The organism is bacterium (genome assembly GCA_024224155.1).
Lineage (GTDB): Bacteria > Acidobacteriota > Thermoanaerobaculia > Multivoradales > JAHEKO01 > CALZIK01.
Genome location: JAAENP010000385.1, coordinates 1 through 21,701 on the forward strand (window position 1 = coordinate 1; position 21,701 = coordinate 21,701).

General features: G+C 64.4%; 17 protein-coding genes. 15 read left to right on the plus strand and 2 right to left on the minus strand.

What is annotated here, in order from left to right; all coding sequences use genetic code 11:
• Window positions 1–205: 205 nt before the first annotated feature.
• From dnaB to GY769_19320, 4 genes are read left to right on the plus strand one after another with little or no spacing between them, the layout of a single operon-like run.
• On the plus strand, window positions 206–1,564 hold the full coding sequence (gene dnaB, locus GY769_19305; GenBank protein ID MCP4204067.1) for a replicative DNA helicase: 1,359 nt from the start codon (window positions 206–208) through the stop codon (window positions 1,562–1,564).
• A 25-nt stretch (window positions 1,565–1,589) separates the two neighbouring features.
• Complete coding sequence (locus tag GY769_19310) at window positions 1,590–2,342, plus strand: ABC transporter permease (GenBank protein MCP4204068.1); 753 nt, start codon at window positions 1,590–1,592, stop codon at window positions 2,340–2,342.
• A 4-nt stretch (window positions 2,343–2,346) separates the two neighbouring features.
• Window positions 2,347–3,096 carry an ATP-binding cassette domain-containing protein gene (locus GY769_19315; protein ID MCP4204069.1) on the plus strand — a complete coding sequence of 250 codons (750 nt, stop codon included), beginning with the start codon at window positions 2,347–2,349 and terminating at the stop codon, window positions 3,094–3,096.
• A 9-nt stretch (window positions 3,097–3,105) separates the two neighbouring features.
• Window positions 3,106–4,566 (plus strand): MCE family protein, encoded by a 1,461-nt coding sequence (locus GY769_19320; GenBank protein ID MCP4204070.1) that lies wholly within the window; start codon window positions 3,106–3,108, stop codon window positions 4,564–4,566.
• A gap of 291 nt (window positions 4,567–4,857) precedes the next feature.
• On the opposite strand, the gene GY769_19325 is transcribed toward GY769_19320, so the two are convergent.
• Window positions 4,858–5,835 carry a phosphoribosylaminoimidazolesuccinocarboxamide synthase gene (locus GY769_19325; protein ID MCP4204071.1) on the minus strand — a complete coding sequence of 326 codons (978 nt, stop codon included), beginning with the start codon at window positions 5,833–5,835 and terminating at the stop codon, window positions 4,858–4,860.
• Entirely contained in the window at window positions 5,762–7,798 is a 2,037-nt protein-coding gene (locus GY769_19330) for a hypothetical protein (protein MCP4204072.1), read from the minus strand. The genes GY769_19325 and GY769_19330 overlap by 74 nt, the downstream gene beginning before the upstream one ends.
• 102 nt (window positions 7,799–7,900) lie before the next feature.
• Here GY769_19330 and GY769_19335 point away from each other — a divergent pair, with 102 nt between their 5' ends.
• The 11 genes from GY769_19335 to GY769_19385 all read left to right on the plus strand — a co-directional run bounded on the left by GY769_19335 (window position 7,901) and on the right by GY769_19385 (window position 21,694).
• On the plus strand, window positions 7,901–9,370 hold the full coding sequence (locus GY769_19335; GenBank protein ID MCP4204073.1) for a leucyl aminopeptidase: 1,470 nt from the start codon (window positions 7,901–7,903) through the stop codon (window positions 9,368–9,370).
• Entirely contained in the window at window positions 9,360–10,400 is a 1,041-nt protein-coding gene (locus GY769_19340) for an ABC transporter ATP-binding protein (GenBank protein ID MCP4204074.1), read from the plus strand. Before GY769_19335 ends, GY769_19340 begins: the two co-directional genes overlap by 11 nt.
• On the plus strand, window positions 10,390–11,472 hold the full coding sequence (locus tag GY769_19345; protein MCP4204075.1) for an ABC transporter ATP-binding protein: 1,083 nt from the start codon (window positions 10,390–10,392) through the stop codon (window positions 11,470–11,472). Before GY769_19340 ends, GY769_19345 begins: the two co-directional genes overlap by 11 nt.
• 89 nt (window positions 11,473–11,561) lie before the next feature.
• Window positions 11,562–13,169: a TolC family protein gene (locus GY769_19350; GenBank protein ID MCP4204076.1), complete on the plus strand. Its 1,608-nt coding sequence runs from the start codon at window positions 11,562–11,564 to the stop codon at window positions 13,167–13,169.
• 29 nt (window positions 13,170–13,198) lie between these two features.
• Complete coding sequence (locus GY769_19355) at window positions 13,199–13,903, plus strand: YIP1 family protein (protein ID MCP4204077.1); 705 nt, start codon at window positions 13,199–13,201, stop codon at window positions 13,901–13,903.
• A gap of 43 nt (window positions 13,904–13,946) precedes the next feature.
• Window positions 13,947–15,170: an efflux RND transporter periplasmic adaptor subunit gene (locus tag GY769_19360; protein ID MCP4204078.1), complete on the plus strand. Its 1,224-nt coding sequence runs from the start codon at window positions 13,947–13,949 to the stop codon at window positions 15,168–15,170.
• A gap of 5 nt (window positions 15,171–15,175) precedes the next feature.
• On the plus strand, window positions 15,176–15,877 hold the full coding sequence (locus GY769_19365) for an ABC transporter ATP-binding protein (protein ID MCP4204079.1): 702 nt from the start codon (window positions 15,176–15,178) through the stop codon (window positions 15,875–15,877).
• Window positions 15,874–17,097: an FtsX-like permease family protein gene (locus GY769_19370; protein ID MCP4204080.1), complete on the plus strand. Its 1,224-nt coding sequence runs from the start codon at window positions 15,874–15,876 to the stop codon at window positions 17,095–17,097. Before GY769_19365 ends, GY769_19370 begins: the two co-directional genes overlap by 4 nt.
• 27 nt (window positions 17,098–17,124) lie before the next feature.
• Window positions 17,125–19,263, plus strand: a complete 2,139-nt coding sequence (locus GY769_19375) for a phospholipid carrier-dependent glycosyltransferase (GenBank protein ID MCP4204081.1) — start codon at window positions 17,125–17,127, stop codon at window positions 19,261–19,263.
• A gap of 49 nt (window positions 19,264–19,312) precedes the next feature.
• Window positions 19,313–20,575: a tetratricopeptide repeat protein gene (locus tag GY769_19380; protein MCP4204082.1), complete on the plus strand. Its 1,263-nt coding sequence runs from the start codon at window positions 19,313–19,315 to the stop codon at window positions 20,573–20,575.
• 30 nt (window positions 20,576–20,605) lie between these two features.
• Window positions 20,606–21,694: a tetratricopeptide repeat protein gene (locus tag GY769_19385; GenBank protein MCP4204083.1), complete on the plus strand. Its 1,089-nt coding sequence runs from the start codon at window positions 20,606–20,608 to the stop codon at window positions 21,692–21,694.
• The last annotated feature ends 7 nt before the right edge of the window (window positions 21,695–21,701 follow it).

A 21,701-nucleotide genomic window follows, 5' to 3' on the forward strand; every position in this document is an offset into this window, starting at 1 on the left:
GGCCAGCCCGCCAGGCCCGAGTCCATCGCCAAGCTCAAGACCTTCGCCAACGAGTGGGTCAAGTACTTCAACAACGCCACCGACGGTAACGGCAGCGTCAGCATCAAGCTGAAAGAGCGCAAATAGGGTCTCCGAAGCTGCTGCCACCGGAGGCGTTTTGGCATAGAATCAACGCCCCGCAGAACGTTGGTTCTGGCTTTCGCCGATGATCGAGCCGCTCGAAAAAACCGCCTCTTTGCCGCACAGTGAAGAGTCGGAGCGGGCGGTTCTCGGCGGAGTGCTCCTGGACCCCGGCGTTTTTCCGTCGCTCTCGGGCCGCTTGGTCGCTGAAGACTTCTTCGCCGAGCGCAACCGGCTCATCTTCGAGGCCATGCTCGATGTCCAGGACAACGAGTCCGCGATCGACATGCGCACCCTCCAGGCGCAGCTCGAGCAGCGCAAACAGCTCGACAAGGTCGGCGGGGTCGCCTATCTGGCGAGTCTCGATCTCGAGCTGCCTGACCTGGGCCGGCTCGACGCCTATATCGAGATCGTCAAGGAGCGCTCGGTGCGGCGGCGCCTGATCGCGGCCTGTGGTGACATCACCCGCAACTGTCTCGACGGCGGATTAGTGGCTCAGGAGGCGCTCGGCAAGGCCGAGCAGGCGATTCTGGGACTGGGGGAGGACGCCATTCAGAAGGGCTTCGTGCCCCTGTCGCGGATCTTCAAAGAAACCCTGGCCGACCTCGAAGAGCGTCCGACTTCGGGCCTGGTGGGGCTCTCCACCGGCTTCACGGACTTGGACGACATGACCAAGGGCCTGGTGGCCGCCAACCTGATCATCGTCGCCGGCCGGCCGGGCATGGGAAAGACCAGCCTGGCTCTGAACATCGCCGAGCACGTCGCCATCCGTGAGAACAAGGCGGTCGGCGTGTTCTCGCTCGAGATGAGCCAGCACGAGCTGGCGCTCAGGGTGATCTCGGCGGAGTCGGATGTTCCGTTCGGGCCCCTGCGCTCGGGCCATCTCTCGCAAAGGCAGTGGAACAAGGTGGTCGAGACCGTGCGCACCGTTTCGGCGGCCCCACTGTTCATCGACGACTCGGCCAACCCGACCCTGCTCGAGATCGCCTCCAAAGCCAGGAGGCTGAAGGCGGAGCAGGACCTGGGAATGATCGTGGTCGACTACCTTCAGCTCATGCAGGCCGGGGGTCGCTACGAGAACCGCAACCTCGAGATCTCGGCCATCACCCGCGGCCTCAAGCAGCTCGCCAAAGAGATCAACGTGCCGGTGATGGCGCTGTCCCAGCTTTCCAGAAATCCGGAGCGGCGGGGGAGCGACCGACGGCCGCAGCTTTCGGACCTGCGCGAGTCCGGATCGATCGAGCAAGACGCCGACCTGGTGACTTTCATCTACCGCGACGAGGTCTACAACCCCGACACCGAGGACCCGGGCATCGCCGAGCTCATCGTCTCCAAGCACCGTAACGGCGAGACCGGCACCATTCGGCTGGTCTTCTTCGGTGAGAACACCCGCTTCCGCAACCTCGCTCGTCACGCCGACGCGCAGGCCCCGCCGCCGTTCTAGTCGACAGGCCGGCGGTTTCTCATCGATGAGCTGGGCTCCACTCGAGGGCTTCTTTCGCGAAGTCGGCCGCTTTGGCCAGGTCTTCTGGAGGGTTCTCGCCTGGACGCCGCGTCGGCCCTACGACGTTCGAGAGCTTTTTCGACAGATGGTTCGGGTGGGCGTCGACTCCTTGCCCGTGGTCGTCCTGACGGCCATGTTCACCGGCATGGTGATGGCGCTTCAGACGTTCAGCGTGCTGGCGCGTTTCGGAGCCGAGCGCTACGTGGGCTCACTGGTCTCGCTGTCCATGGTTCGAGAGCTCGCCGCGGTCTTGAGCGGCCTGGTGATCGCCGGCCGGGCGGGCTCGGCGATGGGCGCCGAGCTGGGCACTATGCGGGTCACCGAGCAGATCGACGCCCTCGAGGTGATGGCGACCAATCCGGTGCATTACCTGGTCGTGCCGCGAGTCTGGGCCAGCACCATCATGCTGCCACTGCTCGTGCTGCTGGCCGACGGCCTGGGGATCTACGGCGGCTACCTGGTGGCGGTCGTGCTGATGGACGCGAACCCGGTCGCCCACATGGACAACACCTTCCGCTTCATGGAGATCTCCGATCTGACCTCCGGTTTGATCAAGGCCGCGGTCTTCGGAATGCTGATCGCCGTCATCGGCTGCCAGCAGGGTTTGCACACCCGGGGCGGAGCGGAAGGGGTTGGGCGCTCGACGACCCGATCGGTCGTCATCGCCAGTGTCGCGATCCTGATCTCGGACTTCTTTCTCACCAAGATGCTCTTCTGAAGCCATGACGGAGAAAGCGAACATCGTCCGCATGCGGGCCGTGAGCAAGTCCTTCGGAGCCAAGACGGTGCTGAACGGCGTAGACCTGGACGTCCCGCGCGGACAGTCCACCGTCATCATCGGTGGCTCCGGAACGGGCAAGAGCGTCCTCCTCAAGCACATGATCGGCCTGCTCGAGCCAGATTCGGGGACCGTCGAAGTGGACGGCGTCGAGCTGGCTTCGATGGGCAATCGCGAACTGACGCGATTCCGGGCCCGTTTCGGAATGGCTTTTCAAGAGGGCGCCCTCTTCGATTCCATGAGCGTGCGTCGGAACGTCGAGTTCCCGCTGGTGCGGCTGGGCATCGGCAGCGAGTCCGAGCGCCGCGAGCGGGTTCGAGAATGCCTGGAGCTGGTGCAGCTCGCGGGAACGGAGGCCAAGATGCCCTCGCAGCTCTCGGGCGGCATGCGCCGCAGGGTCGGCTTCGCAAGGGCGATCGCTCACCGGCCCGACGTCCTGCTGTTTGATGAGCCGACTACCGGCCTCGATCCGGTGACCAAGGACGTCATCGACGAGTTGATCGTCGAGCTCAGAGAGAACCTCGGAGCGACCGTGGTGACGATCACGCACGACATGGAGAGCGTCTTTCGGATCGGGGACTGGATCGGAATGCTCGACGAAGGCGAGATCATCGCGTGGGGCACGCCGGCCGAGTTCAAAGCTCTCCCGGATCCTAGGGTAAGGGCCTTCCTCGGCAGGACCGGCGGAGGCTAGGAGAAAGCAATGTCGAACACAGTCAAGATCGGTATCTTCCTGGCCGCCGCCCTCGTGCTGCTGGGCTACTTCATTCTCAAGATCGAGGACCTCCGCCTGTTCACGGGTGAGTCGCGGGTTGTCGAGGCTTCGTTCGGTACGGTCGCGGGCCTGGACGACAAGGCGGCGGTGCGGGTGGCGGGGGTCCGGGTTGGTCGGGTCGACGGGATCCGGCTGGCCGACGACCGCGCCTACGTGGCGCTCTTGCTGGAGCGCCCGGTGGAGCTGCGCCAGGGAGCTACCGCGGCGATCTCGAACATGGGGCTCCTCGGCGACAAGTACGTCGAGCTCGATCCGGGGCCGGTGTCGGCGTCGCCGTTGCCGGAAGGCGCGATTCTGGTGGGCTCCACTCCGATCGGTATCGACGAGGCCATGGCGCGCTTCAACAGCATCGGCATCTCACTCGACGAAGCCTTGACGGCGATGGATCCGGCGGAGTCGGGCGAGACCGTGCGCAATCTGCTGGCGTCGCTCGAAGTCACTGCCGAGACCATCCGATCGGTGGTCGAGTCCAACCAGAACCAGGTTGCGGGCACGATGCAGAACTTCGAGCGCTTCAGCGCGGTGCTTGCCGAGGAGCTGCCCAGGATCTCCGAGCAAACCTCTCAAGTGATCGCGAAGTTCGAGCAGATTCTCGAGGAGAATCGTGGCGACGCCCGGCTTTCGATCGAGCAGCTGGCCTCGGCAACCGAAACGCTCAGAAAGTCACTCGAGCACTTCGAGACGATCTCGAGCCAGATCGCGAGCGGCGAGGGCACGGTGGGGAAACTCCTCAACGACGAGACGGCCCACGATCAGCTGGTCGATACGCTGGCGAGCGTCGAATCCGGCGTCGGCCAACTCACCGAGTCGCTCGGCCGCGTGAAGAGGCTGAGGCTCGATCTCGGGTTCGAGGGCTACTACCTGGACGAGTTTGAGGATTCCCGCTCGGAATTCGGCCTCAAGCTCGACCCCCAGAGCGAGAGCAACCGCTTCTACCAGGTTTCGATCGTCGACGATCCCCGGGGCCGGGTGAGAACCGAGACTCTGGAAACGACGGCGACCGGCCCGGGCGGGGAGGTGGAGACCTCGACAGTGCGAACCGTCAAGACCGAGGACGACACGTCACTTTCGGCACAGGTCGGCTTCGGCTTGGGGCAGGCTCGGTTCCGGGCCGGCCTGATCGAATCCACCGCGGGAGCGGGTCTCGATTTCGATCTCTTCGGTGATCGGCTGCTACTTTCCCTCGATACGTTCGATTTCAGCAGGGAAGATGATCTCAATCCGCGGATGCGTCTGACCGGGCGCTGGCGGCTCCATCGCAAGGCCTACATCGTCGGAGGTCTCGACGATTTCCTGGAGAGCGACCGGGATTCTGTGTTCCTCGGCGCCGGCATTCGCTGGACGGACGACGACTTGAAGTACCTGCTGGGCTCGCTGCCGCGGAACTAGGAGAGGCTTCAAGGGGTGCCGGTCGCTGCCCTACCGGTCGGGAGACCTCTCGGCCTATGCGATCCGGCGGGCTCGTCGGGGGCTCGCCGCAAGCGCTCGGCAATCCGCTACGACTACCACCAGCGGTTTGCGCGCCGCGGCGCGCAGCCGAGGGCCTGGCACCGGCAGGCCGAGATGCCCGAGGCGTCCCCTGGACGGGTGCGCTGCCGATCGGCTGCCGAAGCGCCAGGAAGATCGGGGTTCCCTCCGTTGGGCCGAGCGCCGTCGACGGTCGAGACGGAGGGGCGACCACTACAACTCGGGGTCGCGGCCGGTGATTCGCCGAAAGGCTTCGATATAGCGTTCGAGCGTGCCCTGCACGACGCTCTCGGGCAGCTCCGGCGGCTCGGACTCATGATCCCAGCCGCTATCGTCGAGCCAGTTGCGCACGTACTGCTTGTCGAAGGAGACCGGCTCTTCGCCCGGCGTCCAGGCGCTCGCCTCCCAGAAACGTGAGGAATCCGGGGTCAGGACCTCGTCGATGAGAAGAAGCTCGCCGTCGATCATGCCGAATTCGAACTTCGTATCGGCGAGCAATAGGCCGGCTCGCTCGAGGACCGCGGTGCCGGCCGAGAAGATCTCGAGCGTGCGATCTTGGAGCGTCGCGGCGAGATCCGCCCCGACCGCGTCCGCCATGATTTCGAACGAGACGTTCACGTCGTGGCCGGTCTCGGCCTTGGTCGCGGGAGTGAAGATCGGCTCGGGCAACCGCCCGGCTCTCTTCAGTCCCTTCGGTAGCTCGACCCCGCAGACCGATCCGTCCTCGGTGTATTCACGGTAGCCGCTGCCAGCTAGATAGCCGCGGGCGACGCACTCGAAGGGGACGACCTCGGCCTTACGAACCAGCACCGAACGTCCCTGCAGGAGCCCGCGGTGAGCGGCAAACTGCGCGGGGAAGTCGGAAGCTTCGCTCGCCAGAACGTGGTTTGGCACCCGCGCGCGGAAGGTGTCGAACCAGAAGTTGGCCAGCTGATTGAGGATCTTGCCCTTGCCCGGGATCGCCGGGCGCAGAACGTGATCGTAGGCCGAGATCCGGTCGCACGCGACCAGGAGCAGAGTGTCACCCAGGTCGTAGATATCGCGCACCTTTCCGCGCTGGGGTGCAGCCAGGCCCTCGAGCCTGGTTTCGCGAACGGCCGCCGGTACTTGGGTCAAGTCAGAAGACCTCGAAGGGTTGAAGCTCCGCCTGCGGTGGCTGCGGTACCGTCTTGTACTGAGCCGAAAGCGCATCGAGCAGGTTGGACGCCAGGGGCGGTTTGAGATCCTTTGTGGACCAGTGTTCGGCGTCGACGATCTCGAAAACGACGACGTCGCCGAGGCCCTTGAGCCGAGCGGCACCGAGTTGGCGGATCCCCATTCCAACCGGCCCGACGCCGTCGTCGACCTCACAGACTACATAGCTGATGAGCTTCTCCTGGTGGGTACCGGTCATGCGAATCAGGTCTTCGTTGTTCGACACTTCGGTGATGAATGGACTGGTGGCGGCGATCCCCTCGTTGATCAGTACTCCGGAAGCGTTGATCGAGGCGTGGAACTGGCCTTGCTGAAGGGGGCTGTCAGCGCGATAGGAGCGCCTGGTGGTCACCGGCGCGAAAAACCTGTCGACTTCGACCGCCGAGTAGCCGGAGCTGAGCAGAAGGGCCTTGGTGTCGTCGAGATCGTGGGTCGACTTACCGCTCACCAGCCTGGTGAGCTCCACGATTCCGTGACCGAAGAACTCGTAGTGGTGGCTGGTGCCGGTGCCTTGAATCGGCAGCAGCCGGTACGGACCGTAGTTCAACGCGATCCGGAGGCCCCGGTCGAACGGGAAGTCGTCTTCCAGAACTTGCCGGTAGAAACGCTGCAGCCTGATCGCGGCGGCGAGCAGAAGAGTGGGGTGGCGCCCGGAGTAGAGGGCTCCATCGCCGAGGTACTTCTCGAGCTGCAGCTTGTGAGCTCGGGCCAGTCGGTCGACGCGACTCTGGAAGCCGAAGATCTGGCGAAACGAGGCGTCCTGCTCGGCGCCTCCCGAGCGGCGAATCATGGAGACGATCGCCGAGAAGTCGGTGATGTCGTAGATGAGGCCGAAGCGTCTCACCAAGGGATCGACCACCCACGCGGAAAGAAAGTCCATGGGTCGAGTGGAGTACGACAGCATGACTTCCTTCGTCGGAGAGCGCCGGCCTCGGAGCGTGGCAGCCGGACAGTGCAGGATCCCGTCTCTCTCCACGACCGGGACGACGAAGCGCCGCAGGCCGGCCAGAAGCTCGAACTCCTTCAGGCGCCGCAGAAGGCTCTCCCAGACTTCGACCTGTTCGAGGCTGAGCCCCTTCTTGGGGCTGTAGCGCGGCCGCTCCGAAAGAAACCGGACGTACCCCGGTCGTATCAGGAGGTTCCAGGGATTGGCGATCTCTCCGAGACCGAGAAAGCTCCGCACCAGATTGCGCAGGTCCGCATCCGTTTCGAGCTGCTCGACATGCCAGTTCGACATGGCCTCGAACCGGGTTCGAAAATCGCCGGCATCGACACCCACATAACCCTGCAGGTAGTCGGCCAGCTCCCTTAGATCCGGGCTGATGTGATCCTCGGTGAATATCAGGACGTTGTCGCGCATGCGCTCGAGGACCTTGGGGAATAGGTTCTCTTCCGCTTGGTCGAGCTCTTCGGCAACCTGCTGCGCGATGTCATAGGTCTCTTCGAGAATTCGATCCAAAAACCGATTGAAGATGTGGTATTTGATCTTCGAGCCGTATTTCTTGCCGATCTTGGAGTCCATCTCCAGCAGGCGCCGAGGGGCCTCCTTGAGCACGCGCGAGATCGCGATCGAGTGATAGAGCCAAAAGACGCTCTGGTAGTTGCGACCGAAGCTCGAACGGATGGAGTTGAAAAGCGCCGACCGGAGGAGGCCGCGGTAGCCCTTCCAGGCCGCCTCGCGCTTGCGCAGGCCGAGCTCCGCGCCCCTCGCCATCGCCGCCTCGACCTCGATCTCGGCTCGAACCGCTCGCTCGAGCTCAGATCGCAGCTCCTTGCCCCTGCGAGTCTGCAGCACGGGGAAGCCCATGACCGGCGTCGCCTCCTCGTCCTCCAGGAAGATCCTCTGGGGAAACGGGAGGTCGCCGCCCTCCTCTCCCAGCAGCAAGCGGAAATCGTCAGGGCCGGGCAGGAGAAACGTACGGCTGGCGAGGAACAGACGCTCGAGGTCGGTGGTGCTCATGAGTCCTGTGGGACGAACTCTATAACGCCCGCGGCATGGCCGTCTGGAGCTCCACCGTGGCTGCTAGACTTACCCGAAACCGGTGAGGAGATCAGGCGACCGATGAGCAGAATCAGCAAAGTCCGCATTGTGGGCCGCGAAGAGAGCCGGGCGGATTTCTACGCGGTGCCCTGTTTCGAGCGCGATGAGCCCGAGACCGGCAATCTGCCGGCTCGGATCGCCCGCGCCGCCAGGATCGCAGCCGGTCGCCGGGGCTTTTCGGCGAGGGCCGGTCAGACTTCTCAGGCCAGAGGCGGAGCCGACAGCGCTCCCGCGGTTGTCGTCTACGGTTTGGGGAAACCCAAGTCGGTCGGACGCAAGGAGCTCGAGAAATACGCGCACCGCGCGATCGCCGAAGCGGCTCGCAACGGGTTCAAGATGCCGGTGGTTCGAGTGCCGGAGCACGCCGCGGCAAATGGCGACGACGAGTCCGAGGCGCTGCTCCGTGCGGTCGCGCTCACCGGTTATCGCTTCGCGGACTACCGGTCGAAGCCAGGGCCGGCACCGGCGCGGATGGTGCGGGTTGCGGTGGCGGCCGGCCAAGAGCAAGGGTATCGGTCGCTGGTCAAGAGAGCCGTCGCGACCGCCGAAGGGGTGGTGACGACTCGGGATCTCGCCAACACGCCGCCGAATGATGCCTACCCGGAGTCGATGGCCGGGCGGGCGCGGGAGATCGCTACCCGGCGCGGCATCAAGGTAGAGGTGCTGGGTCCGAAGGAGCTGGAGAAAAGGGGAATGCGGGGTATTCTGGCGGTCGGCCGGGGCTCGCGAAAGCCTCCCCGCCTGGTGATTCTCGAATGGGGCGATGGCGAGGAACGGATCTCGCTCGTCGGCAAGGGCGTGACCTTCGACACCGGCGGCATCTCGATCAAGCCCTCGGCCGGCATGGACGAGATGAAGTTCGACAAGTCCGGCGCCTGCACGGTGCTCGGCATCGCCGATGCCGCGGCGGCCCTCGACCTTCCGTACAGGTTCCGGGTGTACGTGGCCCTCGCCGAGAACATGCCCGATGGCGACGCCTATCGTCCGGGCGACATCGTTCGCTGCTACGGCGGCAAGACCGTCGAGATTCTCAACACCGACGCCGAGGGTCGCATGCTACTCGCCGACGCGCTCGCGCTGGCGAGTGAAGAGGGCGCGGACACTCTTCTGGACTACGCGACCCTGACCGGAGCCTGTGTGGTCGCGCTCGGGCACTCGGGAGCGGGTCTCTTCAGCCCGAACGACGAGCTTGCCGAGGAGCTTCTCGAGGCGGCGGGCGGAGCCGGCGAGAGGCTCTGGCGTCTGCCACTGTGGCCCGAGTTCGTCGACCAAATCAAGGGCTCCCACGGCGATCTCTGCAACGTCGGTGGACGCTGGGGAGGCGCCTCCACCGCGGCCGCCTTTCTCTCGTGTTTCGCGAGCACGTCGCGGTGGGCTCATCTCGATATAGCGGGCCCGGCCTACGTTGGGCGCGGTCAAAAGGGCACCTTTGGCGCGACCGGCTACGGAGTTGCTCTGACGATAGGCTGGCTCCATCGCCGTGCCGGCTGACCCCTCGGCCGGCTCGGCGCCCTCGGCACCGGCGGAGGCGAGGCCCGGCGAGCCGCTACTCGCGGTCGAGAACCTGACCATTTCGTTCCCAGATCGGGGCGGCCAGGCGGCCGTGGTCAGGGGAGTGTCCTTTGACGTAGCGGCCGGCGAGTTCGTGGGTCTGGTGGGGGAATCCGGCTCGGGCAAGACGATGACCGCGCTGGCTCTTCTGCGGCTGGTTCCTGCACCCGGCAAGATCCAAGGAGGTCGAATCCGACTCTCGGGGCACGACTTGATGGCGCTCTCCGAAAAGGAGATGTGCTCTGTGCGCGGTGCCCGGATCGGGATGGTCTTTCAAGAGCCGATGACCGCGCTCAATCCCGTCTTTACGGTCGGATTCCAGATCTGCGAGGCGATCAGGGCGCACGGCGATCTCTCGCGCAGGCAGGCCCGTGACGAGGCCGAGAGGTTGCTGGAGCTGGTCGCCATGCCGGAGCCCCGCCGGCGGCTCAAGGACTATCCGCACCAGCTCTCCGGCGGCCAACGCCAGCGGGTGATGATCGCGATCGCCCTGGCTTCGCAGCCCGATCTCCTACTGGCCGACGAGCCGACGACGGCTCTCGATGTCACCGTGCAGGCGCAGATTCTCGAGCTTCTCGAACGGCTGCGGCAAGAGCTCGGGCTGGCCGTCCTCCTGATCACCCACGACCTCGCGGTGATTGCCGAGACCTGTGATCGGGTCGTGGTGATGTACGCCGGCGACGTGGTCGAGGAGGCCACGGTCCGGGCCCTCTTCGCCGACCCCGCACATCCCTACACCCGCGGCCTGCTCGCGGCCTTGCCGCGCCTCGACGAGCTCGGCGGCGAAGCCGGTAGCGGCCGTCTGATCACGATCCCCGGACAGGTCCCGGAGGCTTCGAATCGGCCGCCGGGCTGCACGTTTCACCCGCGCTGCAGCGAGGTGATGGAGCGATGTAGGGAGCAGGTGCCGCCCGAATACGGCATCGCGCACCAGCGCCGTGTGCGCTGCTTTCTCTTTGATGGGAGCTAGCCTGTTGCCTGAATCCACCGCGGGGCCCTCCGCTGGGCCTCCCACGCCCGCCCGAGAGACCGCGCCGCTTGTCGAGGCCCGAGAGTTGAGCAAGTCGTTCCCGGTGAAGCGGGGCGTCTTGCAGCGCACCGTGGCCGAGGTCCAAGCCGTGCGGACCGTCGATCTGCAGATCGTGCCCAATGAGACCTACGCGCTGGTAGGGGAGTCGGGCAGTGGCAAAACGACCCTGGGGCGATGCCTCATCCGCCTGGTCGAGCCGGATGCGGGCCAGGTCTTCTTTCGGGGCGAGCCGCTGATCGGCATGCCGGCCGCCGAATTGAGGCGCCGGCGCCGCCATTTCCAGATGGTCTTCCAGGATCCATACGGTTCGCTCAACCCGAGGATGAGGATCGGCAAGATCCTCTCCGAGCCGCTGGCGATCCACGAGATCGTCGAAAAGCCGGGGCGTGAGAGGGAAGTCGAGCGTCTGCTCGACATGGTCGGATTGCCGGCTTCGGCGAAGAGGCGCTTTCCGCACGAGTTCTCGGGCGGGCAGCGCCAGCGTGTAGGCATCGCGAGGGCACTCGCCCCGCGCCCGGAGTTCATCGTCGCCGACGAGCCGGTGTCCGCGCTCGATGTCTCGGTTCAGGCACAGATCGTCAACCTGCTGAAGGAGATTCAGGAGCGGTTGAGCCTCGCGATGCTCTTCGTCGCCCACGATCTCGCGGTGGTCTCGGAAACTTCGGATCGGGTCGGCGTGATGTATCTGGGGCGCCTGGTCGAAGAGGGCCCCACGGCAAGCGTCTTCGGCAATCCGCAACACCCGTATACCGTCAGCCTGCTGTCGGCGGTGCCGGTTCCGGAGCCCGGCACCGACCGCCGGCGAATCATTCTCCCCGGAGAGCCGCCCAGCCCGACCGACCCCCCGCCCGGCTGTCCCTTTAACACTCGCTGCCCGATCGCGGAGTCGCGCTGCCGCAGCGAGGTGCCCCTGCTTGCGCGGACTCCGGCGGGTCACGCGGCGGCCTGTCATTTTCCCGGTAGTCTGGATTCGTCGGGCGCCCAAAAGACTGGCGGCACTGGAACCTTTTGAACCATACTACGTAGGACAGAACAGCGACGGACACCCTCGTCCGGCGTTGGTTTCGATCGCGAATTCCGAAGGAAAAGAGGAGCGAAGGGATGATCAAGCTCAGCAGTCGATCGGCCATATTCGGTCTCATTCTGGTGGCGGGCCTCGCCACGGTCGCGCCCGCGGCCACCGTCAGCCCGGAGATCCCGGCGGGAATGGACAACCCGGACCTTCGCATCGAGGACGGCAAGCTCCTGCTGACTCTCGACGAGGCGCGAGAACTGGCGCTCGAACGCAACCTATCGCTGGTGGTGGAGCGCTTCCGCCAGGAAGAGGCGGAGCTTACGCTTTGGCAGAACGAGGGCATCTACGATCCCAACCTGACCGTGGACCTGGGTGCGTTCGACGAGACCCAGCCTTCGGTCTCGTTTCTCGACGGTGCGGACGTGCAGATCAACGAGGGTCAGAACTGGAACTTCGGCGTCAATCGTCTGTTCGAGAGTGGTGGCACCGGGAGCGTGAACTGGAACAACCGCCGCTCCACCAGCAATTCCGATTTCGCCAACCTGAACCCCAGTTATCGAGTCGATTTTGACCTCAGCTTCAGCCAGCCGCTGATGCGGGATCTGGGCAAGATGAACACGAATCGCTTCATCCGCATCGCCCGCACAAACCTAGATATCAGCCGGGAGAACTTCGAGGCCGAGGTAATCGCGACACTGCAGAGCATCGAGGACGCTTACTGGAACCTGGTCGAGGCCAACGCCCAACTGGGTGTGGCCGAGGAGAGTCTGGCTCTGGCCAACCAGTTCCACGAGCAGAATCGGATTCGAGTCGACGTCGGTACGCTGGCGCCGCTCGAGCTGGTACAGAGCGAAGCCGGCATCGCGATTCGCGAGGAGCAGATCATTCGCGCACGCGGCCTGGTCGGGGATTCCGAGGACGTCCTGCGTCAGCTGATGAATCTCAAGGACCCGGATCTCTGGACGCTCGACCTGGTCCTCGAGACCGACCCCGAGCGCGACGAGGTGGCGATCGACATCGCGGAGGCGATTGAGACCGCTCTTGCGGAGCGGCCCGAGCTGCGAAGTAAGCGGCTGGCGCAGAACGACTTGAATCTCGACATCGACTACTTTCGGAATCAGCAGCTACCGCGCGTCGACCTGAGCGTCGTCTACGGCGTCAACGGCCTGGGTGGCGATCTGCGCGAGCGCGATTTTTTTACGCGCGAGATCATACGCGAGCAGGAGGGCGGTTACAGCGACGCCATTGATCAGGCCGGGGGCGGGGATTTCGACGGCTGGAGTGCGGCAGTGAACGTGGCCTATCCGATCTTCAATCGCACCGCCAAGGCACGGATGGCGCTCGCCGAAACAGGCTTCGAGCGAGGCGAGGCGGAGCTCGCGGACCTCGAGCTGGCGGTCTCGACGGCCGTTCGCCGGATCGTGCGTCTTGTCGACACCGCCAGGCAAGCTCTCGAATCCGCTCGCGTCTCGCGACGACTCGAGGAGAGAAACCTGGAGGCTGAGCAGAAGCGCTACCAGAACGGTATGTCGACCAGCTTCCAGATCCTGGAGGTCCAGGAAGATCTGACCAGCGCTCGCAGTCGTGAAGTCGCGGCGATCACCGGCTACCGCAAGGCGCTGGTGCAGTATTATCGGGCGATAGGCCGGTTGACCGAAGAGAGCGGCGTGGAGATCGCGGATCCCGACGCCTGACCCGTAGCCGGCCCCGAAGGGAGGATTCGATGGAAGAGTCGAGTTTCGGGCGGCTGGTAGGGGTCTTGGTCTCGCCCGTCGAGACCTTCGCGGCAATCTCCGGGAAGCCGACCTGGGCGGTCGCGCTGGTCGTCCTGATCGTCATCGGTCTGGTTTCCGGGATCACGATGATGGGCAAGATCGATTGGGCAGAGGTCACTCGAGACTCCTTGGAGGCGCAGGATCGGGAGATTCCCGAAGAACAGCTGGAGCGCATTATCGACATTCAGGAGAAGGCCGGTCCGGCCCTGATGATCGGTGGTGGCTTGGTGGGACAGCCCGTGGTCTACTTGCTGCTGGCGCTGGTCTTCATGGTGCTGTTCAAGATGCTGGGCGGAGAGCTGAGTTTCCTGGGCAGCTTCTCGGTGATTCTGCACAGCATGATGCCTCGAGCCGTGGCGAGCCTGCTCTCGATTCCGGTCATCCTGGGCAAAGACGAATTCGGCTTCGAGGAGCTTCAGGACGGCAGCGTTTTGACGTCGAACCTCGGCGCTTTTGCCCCCGAGGGCGCCGGCCCTGCCCTGGTCGCGCTGCTCTCCAGCTTCGATCTGTTCTCGCTCTGGGCGCTGGCCCTGCTGGTGATCGGCTACGGAGTGGTCTCGAAGGTGTCGAGAGGGGCGGCCGCCGGCGGCGTCATTGCGCTTTGGGTGGTCTACGTGCTCGGAAAGGTTGGCCTCTCGGCCTTGCGGGGCTAGGCCCGACTCGTGGGCTGCGCCGATCGATAGAGGAGACTCGAGCATGAAGCGGATTCTGATCGGCGCGGTGGTGGTGTTGGTGCTGGGCGGTGTGGTTTTTGCGAGCCTCAAATCCACCAGCAAGAAGAAGGGCCCGAGGGTCTACGGGGCCGAGGTCGAGCGCCGGAGTATCGCTCGCCTGGTGAAGGCCAGCGGAGAGATCGACCCCCGGGTCAAGGTGAACATCTCCGCGCACGTGATCGGCAAGATCGAGAAGCTGTACGTCGAGGAGGGCGACGAGATCGCAGCCGGCGAGCCGTTTCTGGAGCTCGAGCGCGAGGCTTTCACTGCCGCACGGGACTCGGCTGCGGCGCAGCTGGCCATCGCTCAATCGAGGTCCCGACAGGCCGAGATCAACCTGCGCGACAGCGAGCTCAAGCTCAATCGGATGCGACGCCTCGCCGAGGAACAGATTGCTTCCGCCGAGCAACTCGAACAGGCCGAGCTTCAGTACAACTCGAGCGAGCTGGGCTTGGAGCAGGCCAGGGAAGCGGTGCTGCAGGCCCGGGCGGCGCTCGACAAGGCCAAGGACGATCTTTCCAAGGCGACGATCTTCGCGCCGCTCTCGGGAAGAGTAATCGAGCTCAATGCCGAGGAAGGTGAAGTCGTGGTCTCCGGGACGATGAACAACCCGGCCTCGGTGATCGGAACCATTGCCGATCTGTCGGAGATTCTCGCCGAGGTGGAGGTTGATGAGACCGAAGTCGCATTCCTCGAGCTCAGCCAGACGGCGGAGCTCAAGGTGGATGCACTTCCAGAAACCTCCCATGGGGGGAGTGTGGTCGAGATCGGCAGCTCGGGTTACGAGAAGCGCTCTCAGCCCGATGTCACGTTCTTCAAGGTGAAGGTTCTTCTCGCTGCACCTGATCCGGCTCTGAGGCCCGGGATGTCGGTTCGCGCCGAGATCCGAACGGCCGAAAAGGAGGATGTCTTGGTGGTGCCGATTCAGGCGGTAGTCGATCGTCCTCCGCTCGGCGATGACGGCGAGCCCGAAGCCGCCGAGGAGGAGGTCCCCGTCGTCTTTCTCCTCGAGGGCGACGACGAGGACAGGGTTCGCCAGGTCCCGGTCGAGACCGGTCTCACCGACCCGACCCACGCCGAGGTCATCGCCGGCCTGGAGGAAGGACAGAAAGTGGTCACGGGACCCTACCGGGCGCTCAAGGACCTCGACCACGAAGACGACGTGCGTCTGCAGAAAGACGATAAGGACAACGACGAAGACTCCTGATGTCCCTGATCGATCTCGAAGACGTGAGCAAGGTCTATGAGATGGGCTCGGAGACCATCAACGCCCTGGATGGCTTGAACCTCTCGATCGAGCGCGGCGAGTACGTCGCTGTCATGGGTGCCTCGGGAAGCGGCAAGTCGACGCTGATGAACGTTGTCGGTTGCCTCGATCGGCCCTCCTCCGGCTCCTACCATCTCAATGGGACCGCGGTCGAGGAGCTGAACGACGACGAGCTCGCAAGGATTCGAAACCGGGAGATCGGTTTCGTCTTCCAGACCTTCAATCTCCTGGCCCGAACCGACGCGCTCCACAACGTCGAGCTGCCGCTTGTGTATGCGGGCGCCAAGCGCAAAGAGCGGCGCGAGCGGGCGATCGAGGCCCTCGAGCGAGTCGGCCTACTGGATCGGATGACACACGATCAGGGAGAGCTTTCGGGTGGCCAGCGGCAGCGCGTGGCGGTCGCCCGCGCGCTGGTCAATCGACCCTCGATCCTACTGGCCGACGAGCCGACCGGGAACCTCGACAGCAGCACCTCGGAAGAGATTATGACCCTTTTCGATGAGCTCCACGCGTCCGGGAACACGGTTATCGTGGTCACTCACGAGACCGACATCGCGCGGCACACCCAGCGCCAGGTGATGTTGCGCGACGGTGCGGTGCTCGAGGATCGGGCCACGAGGGAAAGCGCGCAGGTCTCGAGCCGATGATTCTTTCCGAGAACTTCCGCATCGCGTTTCGTGCCCTCTGGGCGAACAAGCTGCGTTCGCTGTTGACCACACTTGGCATCATCATCGGCGTGGCGGCGGTGATCGCCGTCGTGTCGATCGTCCAGGGACTGCAGTATCTGATCACGTCTCAACTTCAGGGCGTGGGAGCGACGTTCATCGCGGTGAACCCTCTGGTCGATAACCGGGGCGGTGGGATCTTTATCTCTCGGCAGGTTAAGTTGACTTGGGAAGACGGCCTGGCGATTCAGGAGCAGGTCCCGGGAATCTCGCTCATCACTCCGCTGATCCTAGGCGGCAATCAGGTCAAGTATCGCGATCGGCAGCACGGCACCACCGTCTTCGGTGTCAACGAGGACTGGCCGGAGGTCGGCAACCACACGGTCGAGCGCGGACGCTTTCTCTCCCGAATCGACCTCGAACAGCGGCGGAAGGTGGCAGTGATCGGGCAGAAGCTGATCGACGAGCTCCGTTTGGGAGTCAACCCGGTGGGGCAGGAGATCTATGTCGGCGCCGTTCCGGTGACCGTTGTCGGAGTCATGGAGGAGCGGGGCCAATCGCTGGGGTTCGACAATGACGATCTGGTGTTCATTCCGTTCGACACGTCTCTGATGCTGTTCGGCCGGAGCGCGGCCGACAAAGTGCTCTTGCGGCTTCAGGCCGAGAGTCCCCAGGTTGTTGAGCGTGTGAAGGAGGGAATCATCCAGGTTCTGAGGCGACGTCACAAGTTGGGAGCCGACGAGCCCGATGATTTTCAGGTTGTGCTGCAGGACGAGTTTCTATCCACGGTCAACTCGATCCTGGGCAATGTCACCGCCGTGGTCGGCGCGGTGGTGGGGGTAGCGCTTCTGGTCGGGGGTATCGGCATCATGAACATCATGCTGGTCTCGGTGACCGAGCGGACCCGCGAGATCGGCATTCGAAAGTCGGTGGGGGCGCGAAGACAGGACATCCTGATCCAGTTCCTGATCGAGGCGGTCACGCTGTCGGCGCTGGGTGGGGCGATCGGTCTGGGCCTGGGCTACGGGATCGGCGCGGGAGTCGCGGGGATACTCCCAGGCGATTGGCCGCCGGCCCATGTCCCGTTCTGGGCGATCGCACTCTCGTTCGGCTTCTCGACACTGGTCGGTGTCTTCTTTGGCATCTACCCGGCGGGCAAGGCCGCGGCCCTCGACCCCATCGAAGCATTGCGCTACGAGTAGACGAGCTCTGGTAGAGGCGGGCTAGACTTGAGCGCCGTGAAAACGCCGGCATCTCTTCTCTTGCGCCGACTCGCCCTGGTATCGGGGGCGCTACTCGCGGCCGTCTGGCTGCTCGAGATCTGCGGATTCTTCAAGAGCCACGCGCTGGCGCGCGCGATGACCCCGGTCTTCCTGGCTTCCGGACTCGCGTTCCTGCTGAGCTCTGCCCTCGGCCTCTGGCGTTCGCCGCGTGGACCGAAGCGCAACCGAGCGCTCGTTCTCGCCGGCCTTCTCGTCGCGGCGTTCGCAGTCCAGTTCGTGGGGCTCGATTTCGAGCTCATGGACCGGCCGATCGGCGACGAGGGTGTGTTCCACGAGGTCTCCCAACTCATCAACCGTGGCGAGCCGATCCCGAAGACCTTCAACTACGGCCACTTTCTCTACTACGCAGGAGCATTCGCAATCTGGTTCTACGACCTCTTCCCGATGGCGCTGACCTGGCTGTTCGAGGTGTTCTACGACACGATCGAGGGCTATGGCGTGCAGCGTCTCCTGCTGATGAGCGTGAACGCGCTGCTCTCGGCCCTGGTGGCGGGGGCGGTGTTTGGCGCCGCCTACCGGGTCGCCGGCGCACCCACGGGCGCCCTGCAGCCATCGACGGGACGCGTTCAGGCGCTACCCGCCGCGGCCCTTGCCGGGTCTCTGATGGTCTTCTCTCCGCTTTTCAACGGTGTCGCGCACGAGCTGATCGCCGACGTACCGGCGGCCGCCTTCGCCGCCTTCACCCTCTATTTCGTTTCGCGCCTCCTGGAGCGGGAGGTGCTGAGCGACTACCTGTTCGCGGGAGTGACGGCCGGGCTGGCCGCCGCCAGCAAGTACCCCGGCGGCATGGTCGCCGTCGCGATCTTCGCAGTCTGGCTCTACTGGCGGATCCGGCTCCGAAACTGGTCATGGAAGCTGCTCTGGGCGGCCCTGGCTTCACTCGGGGCGATGGTCGCGGTCATGCCCGGACTGCTCGTGTACCCGAAGATCGCCTTTCGAGGCGCGGGGCTCGACGTCTTCTTCGGGTTCCGGCAGTACGCCTACGGCGGCTGGATAGGAGTCCAGCCCGAGAGCAGTCTGATCTGGTACGTCCGCAAGCTCCTTTTCAACTTCGGCTGGCCGGCGGTCGCCCTTGGCCTGGTCGGCCTGGCATTCCTAGCTCCCAACCAGCGCCGGCGGTGGCTGCTCATGGCCGTGTTCCCGGCAGTATACCTGACGCTGATCTTCTCGATGAGCATGGTCGTGCGTCGAAACCTCCAGGCGGCGCTGCCGGCTCTGGCGATTCTAGTGGGAGCCGGAGTCGCGGCGGCGATCAGCAGGGCAGGGGGGCGCAAGAGCATCGGGACGGCCCTGGGATTGATCGCCCTGGCCCTCCCGGCCTGGCGAGCGACCTCTTGGAGCATCAGCCAGACGCGTCCCGGAACGCGGCAGATCGCCCGGACTTGGATCGAGGAGAACATCCCCGAAGGAGCTTCGCTGATCCGCGAGCGCTACGCACCGAAACCGAGCGAGAACTACGCCTCCGTCAGCCACCGGTTCGCCGCCTGGGTGACTCCGGCCGAGATGAAGTCCGGAGAATGGGACTATCTCGTCCTGGCAGAACCCGCCTACGCCCGGTTCGTGGGCGCGAAGAAGTTTCGCCGTGAGTATCAGGAGGAGTACAAGCGCCGCTACCTCGAGATGCTCGAGTTCCCGAAAGTCGCCGAGTTCGAGCCCAGCGCTTTCACTTCGGGCCCGCGGTTGACCATTTACCGGCTCGAGCCGGACGAGCCCCGATATCTCGACGAGCGCCTGTTTCTGCCCGACGAGGCGACCTTCATCTCCCATCCGGATCTGCGTCGCGACGGACCGGGCAAGCCGCTGCAGTACACCTTGCGCTGGCAGTTTGCGGTCTTCAAGGACTTCTTCTCGGCCGGTGACTACCGCCTCCAGCTCGGCATGAATCCGGCTCCCAAGGAGGGCTATCTGCACGTGGTGGATCGCAACAATCGGGAGGTCGGTAGGTTCGACCTACTGAGCGACTTCACGGTTTCCTTACCCAGAGACGAGAAGTACCTGTTTCGAGTGTTCGTCGCCCCGCCGACGCGGTTGTATGGGGTCAAGATTCAAGGGCGGTTCGAGAGCTCGGGCGAGACGCCGCGGTAGCGGGCGTCGCGGCGGTTCACCGGAATACTGCTCTGATAGCCTTCTCTGCATGAATCACAAGAGCGGATACGTTCTGGCCGCGTTGACGCTGGTTCTTCTGGGTTCCACCGGAGGAGTGCTCGCGGCCGTCGGCAGAATGCGTGGCACAGTGGTCGACGACGCCGGTAGGCCCCTGGAGGGTGTCCAGATTACCGTCACGTGTGAGGACATTCCTACCTTTCGTGCGGTGGAGACGACCGACAAGAAAGGCACCTTTGACGTGACCTTCAACCAGCCGCATCACGACTACAGGTACCTGTTCGTCCGAGCCGGCTATCAGAGCTTCGAACAGGTCATCGGTGGTACATCGGCAAAGGTCATGAGGGAGACGTTCACCATGCATCGAGCCCAGGTGAGCGAAGAGGACGCGGCCCTGGAGACACCGATGGTAGGCGCCGACGCGGCGATTCTGGCGTACAACGCGGGGCTCGTAGCTTTGCAGGCCGGTGATCTCGAGACCGCCAGGACCAAGTTCGAGGCGGCCATCGCCGAGGCGGGCGAGTTCGTAGAAGCGCACGCCGCCCTGGCCGGCGTCCATCTCAATCAGCGCAAGTTCGAACAAGCGGCTGCCCACGCGGAGCGGGCTCTGGCTCTACGTCCGGGAGAACGTGCCGCGTTGGAAGTGCAGTATGAAGCCTATCGCGCTCTGGGCCGAGACGAGGAGGCCAGAGTGGCGTCCGAAGCGCTAAAGACGGCGCAGGACAATGCCGCCAACGCCAGACTGGTCTACAACGAGGGCGGGGAGGCCTATCAGGCGGGAGATCTAGACACGGCTCTGTCCAAGTTTCGGGAGGCCGCGGCGCTCGACCCCAACCTCTTCGACGCCCAGCATGCGGTGGCGTCCCTCCTTCTCAAACGGGGAGAGGTAGCCGATGCGGCCGAGGTGGCCGAGACCGCGCTGGCTCTCAAGCCCAACGACAGCCGCTCTCTCGAAGTCGCCTATGAGGCCTACAACGGCCTGGGCCAGAGCGACAGGGCGACGGAGATCCTGCTTCAACTCTCGGCACTCGACCCGCGATACGGCGCCGCCAATCTCCTCAAGCGCGGTGCCGAGTACTTCAACGGAGGCCGCGCCGAGGAGGCCCGGCCGCTCCTCGAAACCGCGCTGGCAATAGATCCTGGCCTCGCGAAGGCCCACTACATGCTGGGCCTTTACCACGTGAACAAGGGAGAGAACTCGCTCGCCAAGGAACATCTGGGCAAGTTCCTCGAGATGGCGCCAACCGACGCCGACGCGGCAACCGCCCGGGAAATGCTGGGTTTTCTCGAGTAGCTGGTGCGGAGCGGCCCAGGACGCCAGCCGGTGACGAGATCAAGGCTCCTTTTCTTCGGGCTGATCGCGACTCTGGCCTGGCTCGGAGCGCAGCCGGAAGGAGCGCTGGCTGCCGGCCTCCCATCGACGAATTCCGAGATCCTGAGACTCAGTCCGGAGATCGAACAGTTCGTCGATGCCAGTGTTCGATCGAAGGACGACCCGGGAGGAACCCTCCGAGCGCTCATCAACGCGGTGTTCGACCCCGACGGACTCGGTATTACCTACGGCAACAGCCACACCAAGAGTCCGATCGAGACCTTCGCAACCCGCAGCGGCAACTGCCTGTCGTTTACGATGCTGTTCGTGTCGATGGCAAGGCATGCAGGCCTCGAAGCCCGTTTCAATGAAGTGGCGCAGATTTTGACCTGGGACCGGCGGGGCAAGTTCGTGGCCAACAACAGGCACATGTTCGCGGAAGTGGAGTTCGAGAACGGCCGCGTACGAGTGGACTTCCTGCCTGGCGAGAACAAGCGCTACCGCCTGGTGCGACGAATCAGCGACGAGCGGGCCCTGGCGCACTACCACAACAACCTGGGAGCGGAGTCACTCGCCGACGGCGCCATCGATCGTGCCCTCGCTCACTTCGAAACGGCTCGCGCCCTGGACGACACACTCGGCCCGGTCTGGGTCAACCAGGGAGTGGCTTACCGGCAAGCGGGCGACTTCAAGAGCGCCGAAGCGAGCTATCTGAAGGCCCTCGAGGTCGATCCTTCAGAAACCACGGCCGCGGTCAACCTAACGCTTCTGTACCGGAAGCTCGAACGAACGGATGAAGTCGAAACCTACGAGCGAAGGGTCGAGCGACACCGGCAGAGGAACCCCTTCCACCACTTCGGCCTGGGCGTCGAGGCCACGAGAAACGGTGACAATGCGGCGGCCGTCAAGCATTTCAAGGGCGCTATTTCGAGGGCGCCCGACGAGTCGGACTTTCACGTCGAGCTGGCGGGCGTGTATGCGCGGATCGGGCAGTCAGGGAAGGCCGAGCAGAGTCTCGTCAAAGCCCTCAAGCTGACCTCGGACGAGGCCGAGCGGCGGACTCTTCTCGAGCGATTGGAGCGGATTCGGGCCGGAGTCTAGCCTCGGG

Bases quoted from the DNA above. Each gene is read 5' to 3' on its own strand.
- dnaB (MCP4204067.1), top strand. From the start codon at position 206: ATGATCGAGCCGCTCGAAAAAACCGCCTCTTTGCCGCACAGTGAAGAG.
- GY769_19310 (MCP4204068.1), top strand. From the start codon at position 1,590: ATGAGCTGGGCTCCACTCGAGGGCTTCTTTCGCGAAGTCGGCCGCTTT.
- GY769_19315 (MCP4204069.1), top strand. From the start codon at position 2,347: ATGACGGAGAAAGCGAACATCGTCCGCATGCGGGCCGTGAGCAAGTCC.
- GY769_19320 (MCP4204070.1), top strand. From the start codon at position 3,106: ATGTCGAACACAGTCAAGATCGGTATCTTCCTGGCCGCCGCCCTCGTG.
- GY769_19325 (MCP4204071.1), bottom strand. From the start codon at position 5,835: ATGCGCTTTCGGCTCAGTACAAGACGGTACCGCAGCCACCGCAGGCGG.
- GY769_19330 (MCP4204072.1), bottom strand. From the start codon at position 7,798: ATGAGCACCACCGACCTCGAGCGTCTGTTCCTCGCCAGCCGTACGTTT.
- GY769_19335 (MCP4204073.1), top strand. From the start codon at position 7,901: ATGAGCAGAATCAGCAAAGTCCGCATTGTGGGCCGCGAAGAGAGCCGG.
- GY769_19345 (MCP4204075.1), top strand. From the start codon at position 10,390: ATGGGAGCTAGCCTGTTGCCTGAATCCACCGCGGGGCCCTCCGCTGGG.
- GY769_19350 (MCP4204076.1), top strand. From the start codon at position 11,562: ATGATCAAGCTCAGCAGTCGATCGGCCATATTCGGTCTCATTCTGGTG.
- GY769_19355 (MCP4204077.1), top strand. From the start codon at position 13,199: ATGGAAGAGTCGAGTTTCGGGCGGCTGGTAGGGGTCTTGGTCTCGCCC.
- GY769_19360 (MCP4204078.1), top strand. From the start codon at position 13,947: ATGAAGCGGATTCTGATCGGCGCGGTGGTGGTGTTGGTGCTGGGCGGT.
- GY769_19370 (MCP4204080.1), top strand. From the start codon at position 15,874: ATGATTCTTTCCGAGAACTTCCGCATCGCGTTTCGTGCCCTCTGGGCG.
- GY769_19380 (MCP4204082.1), top strand. From the start codon at position 19,313: ATGAATCACAAGAGCGGATACGTTCTGGCCGCGTTGACGCTGGTTCTT.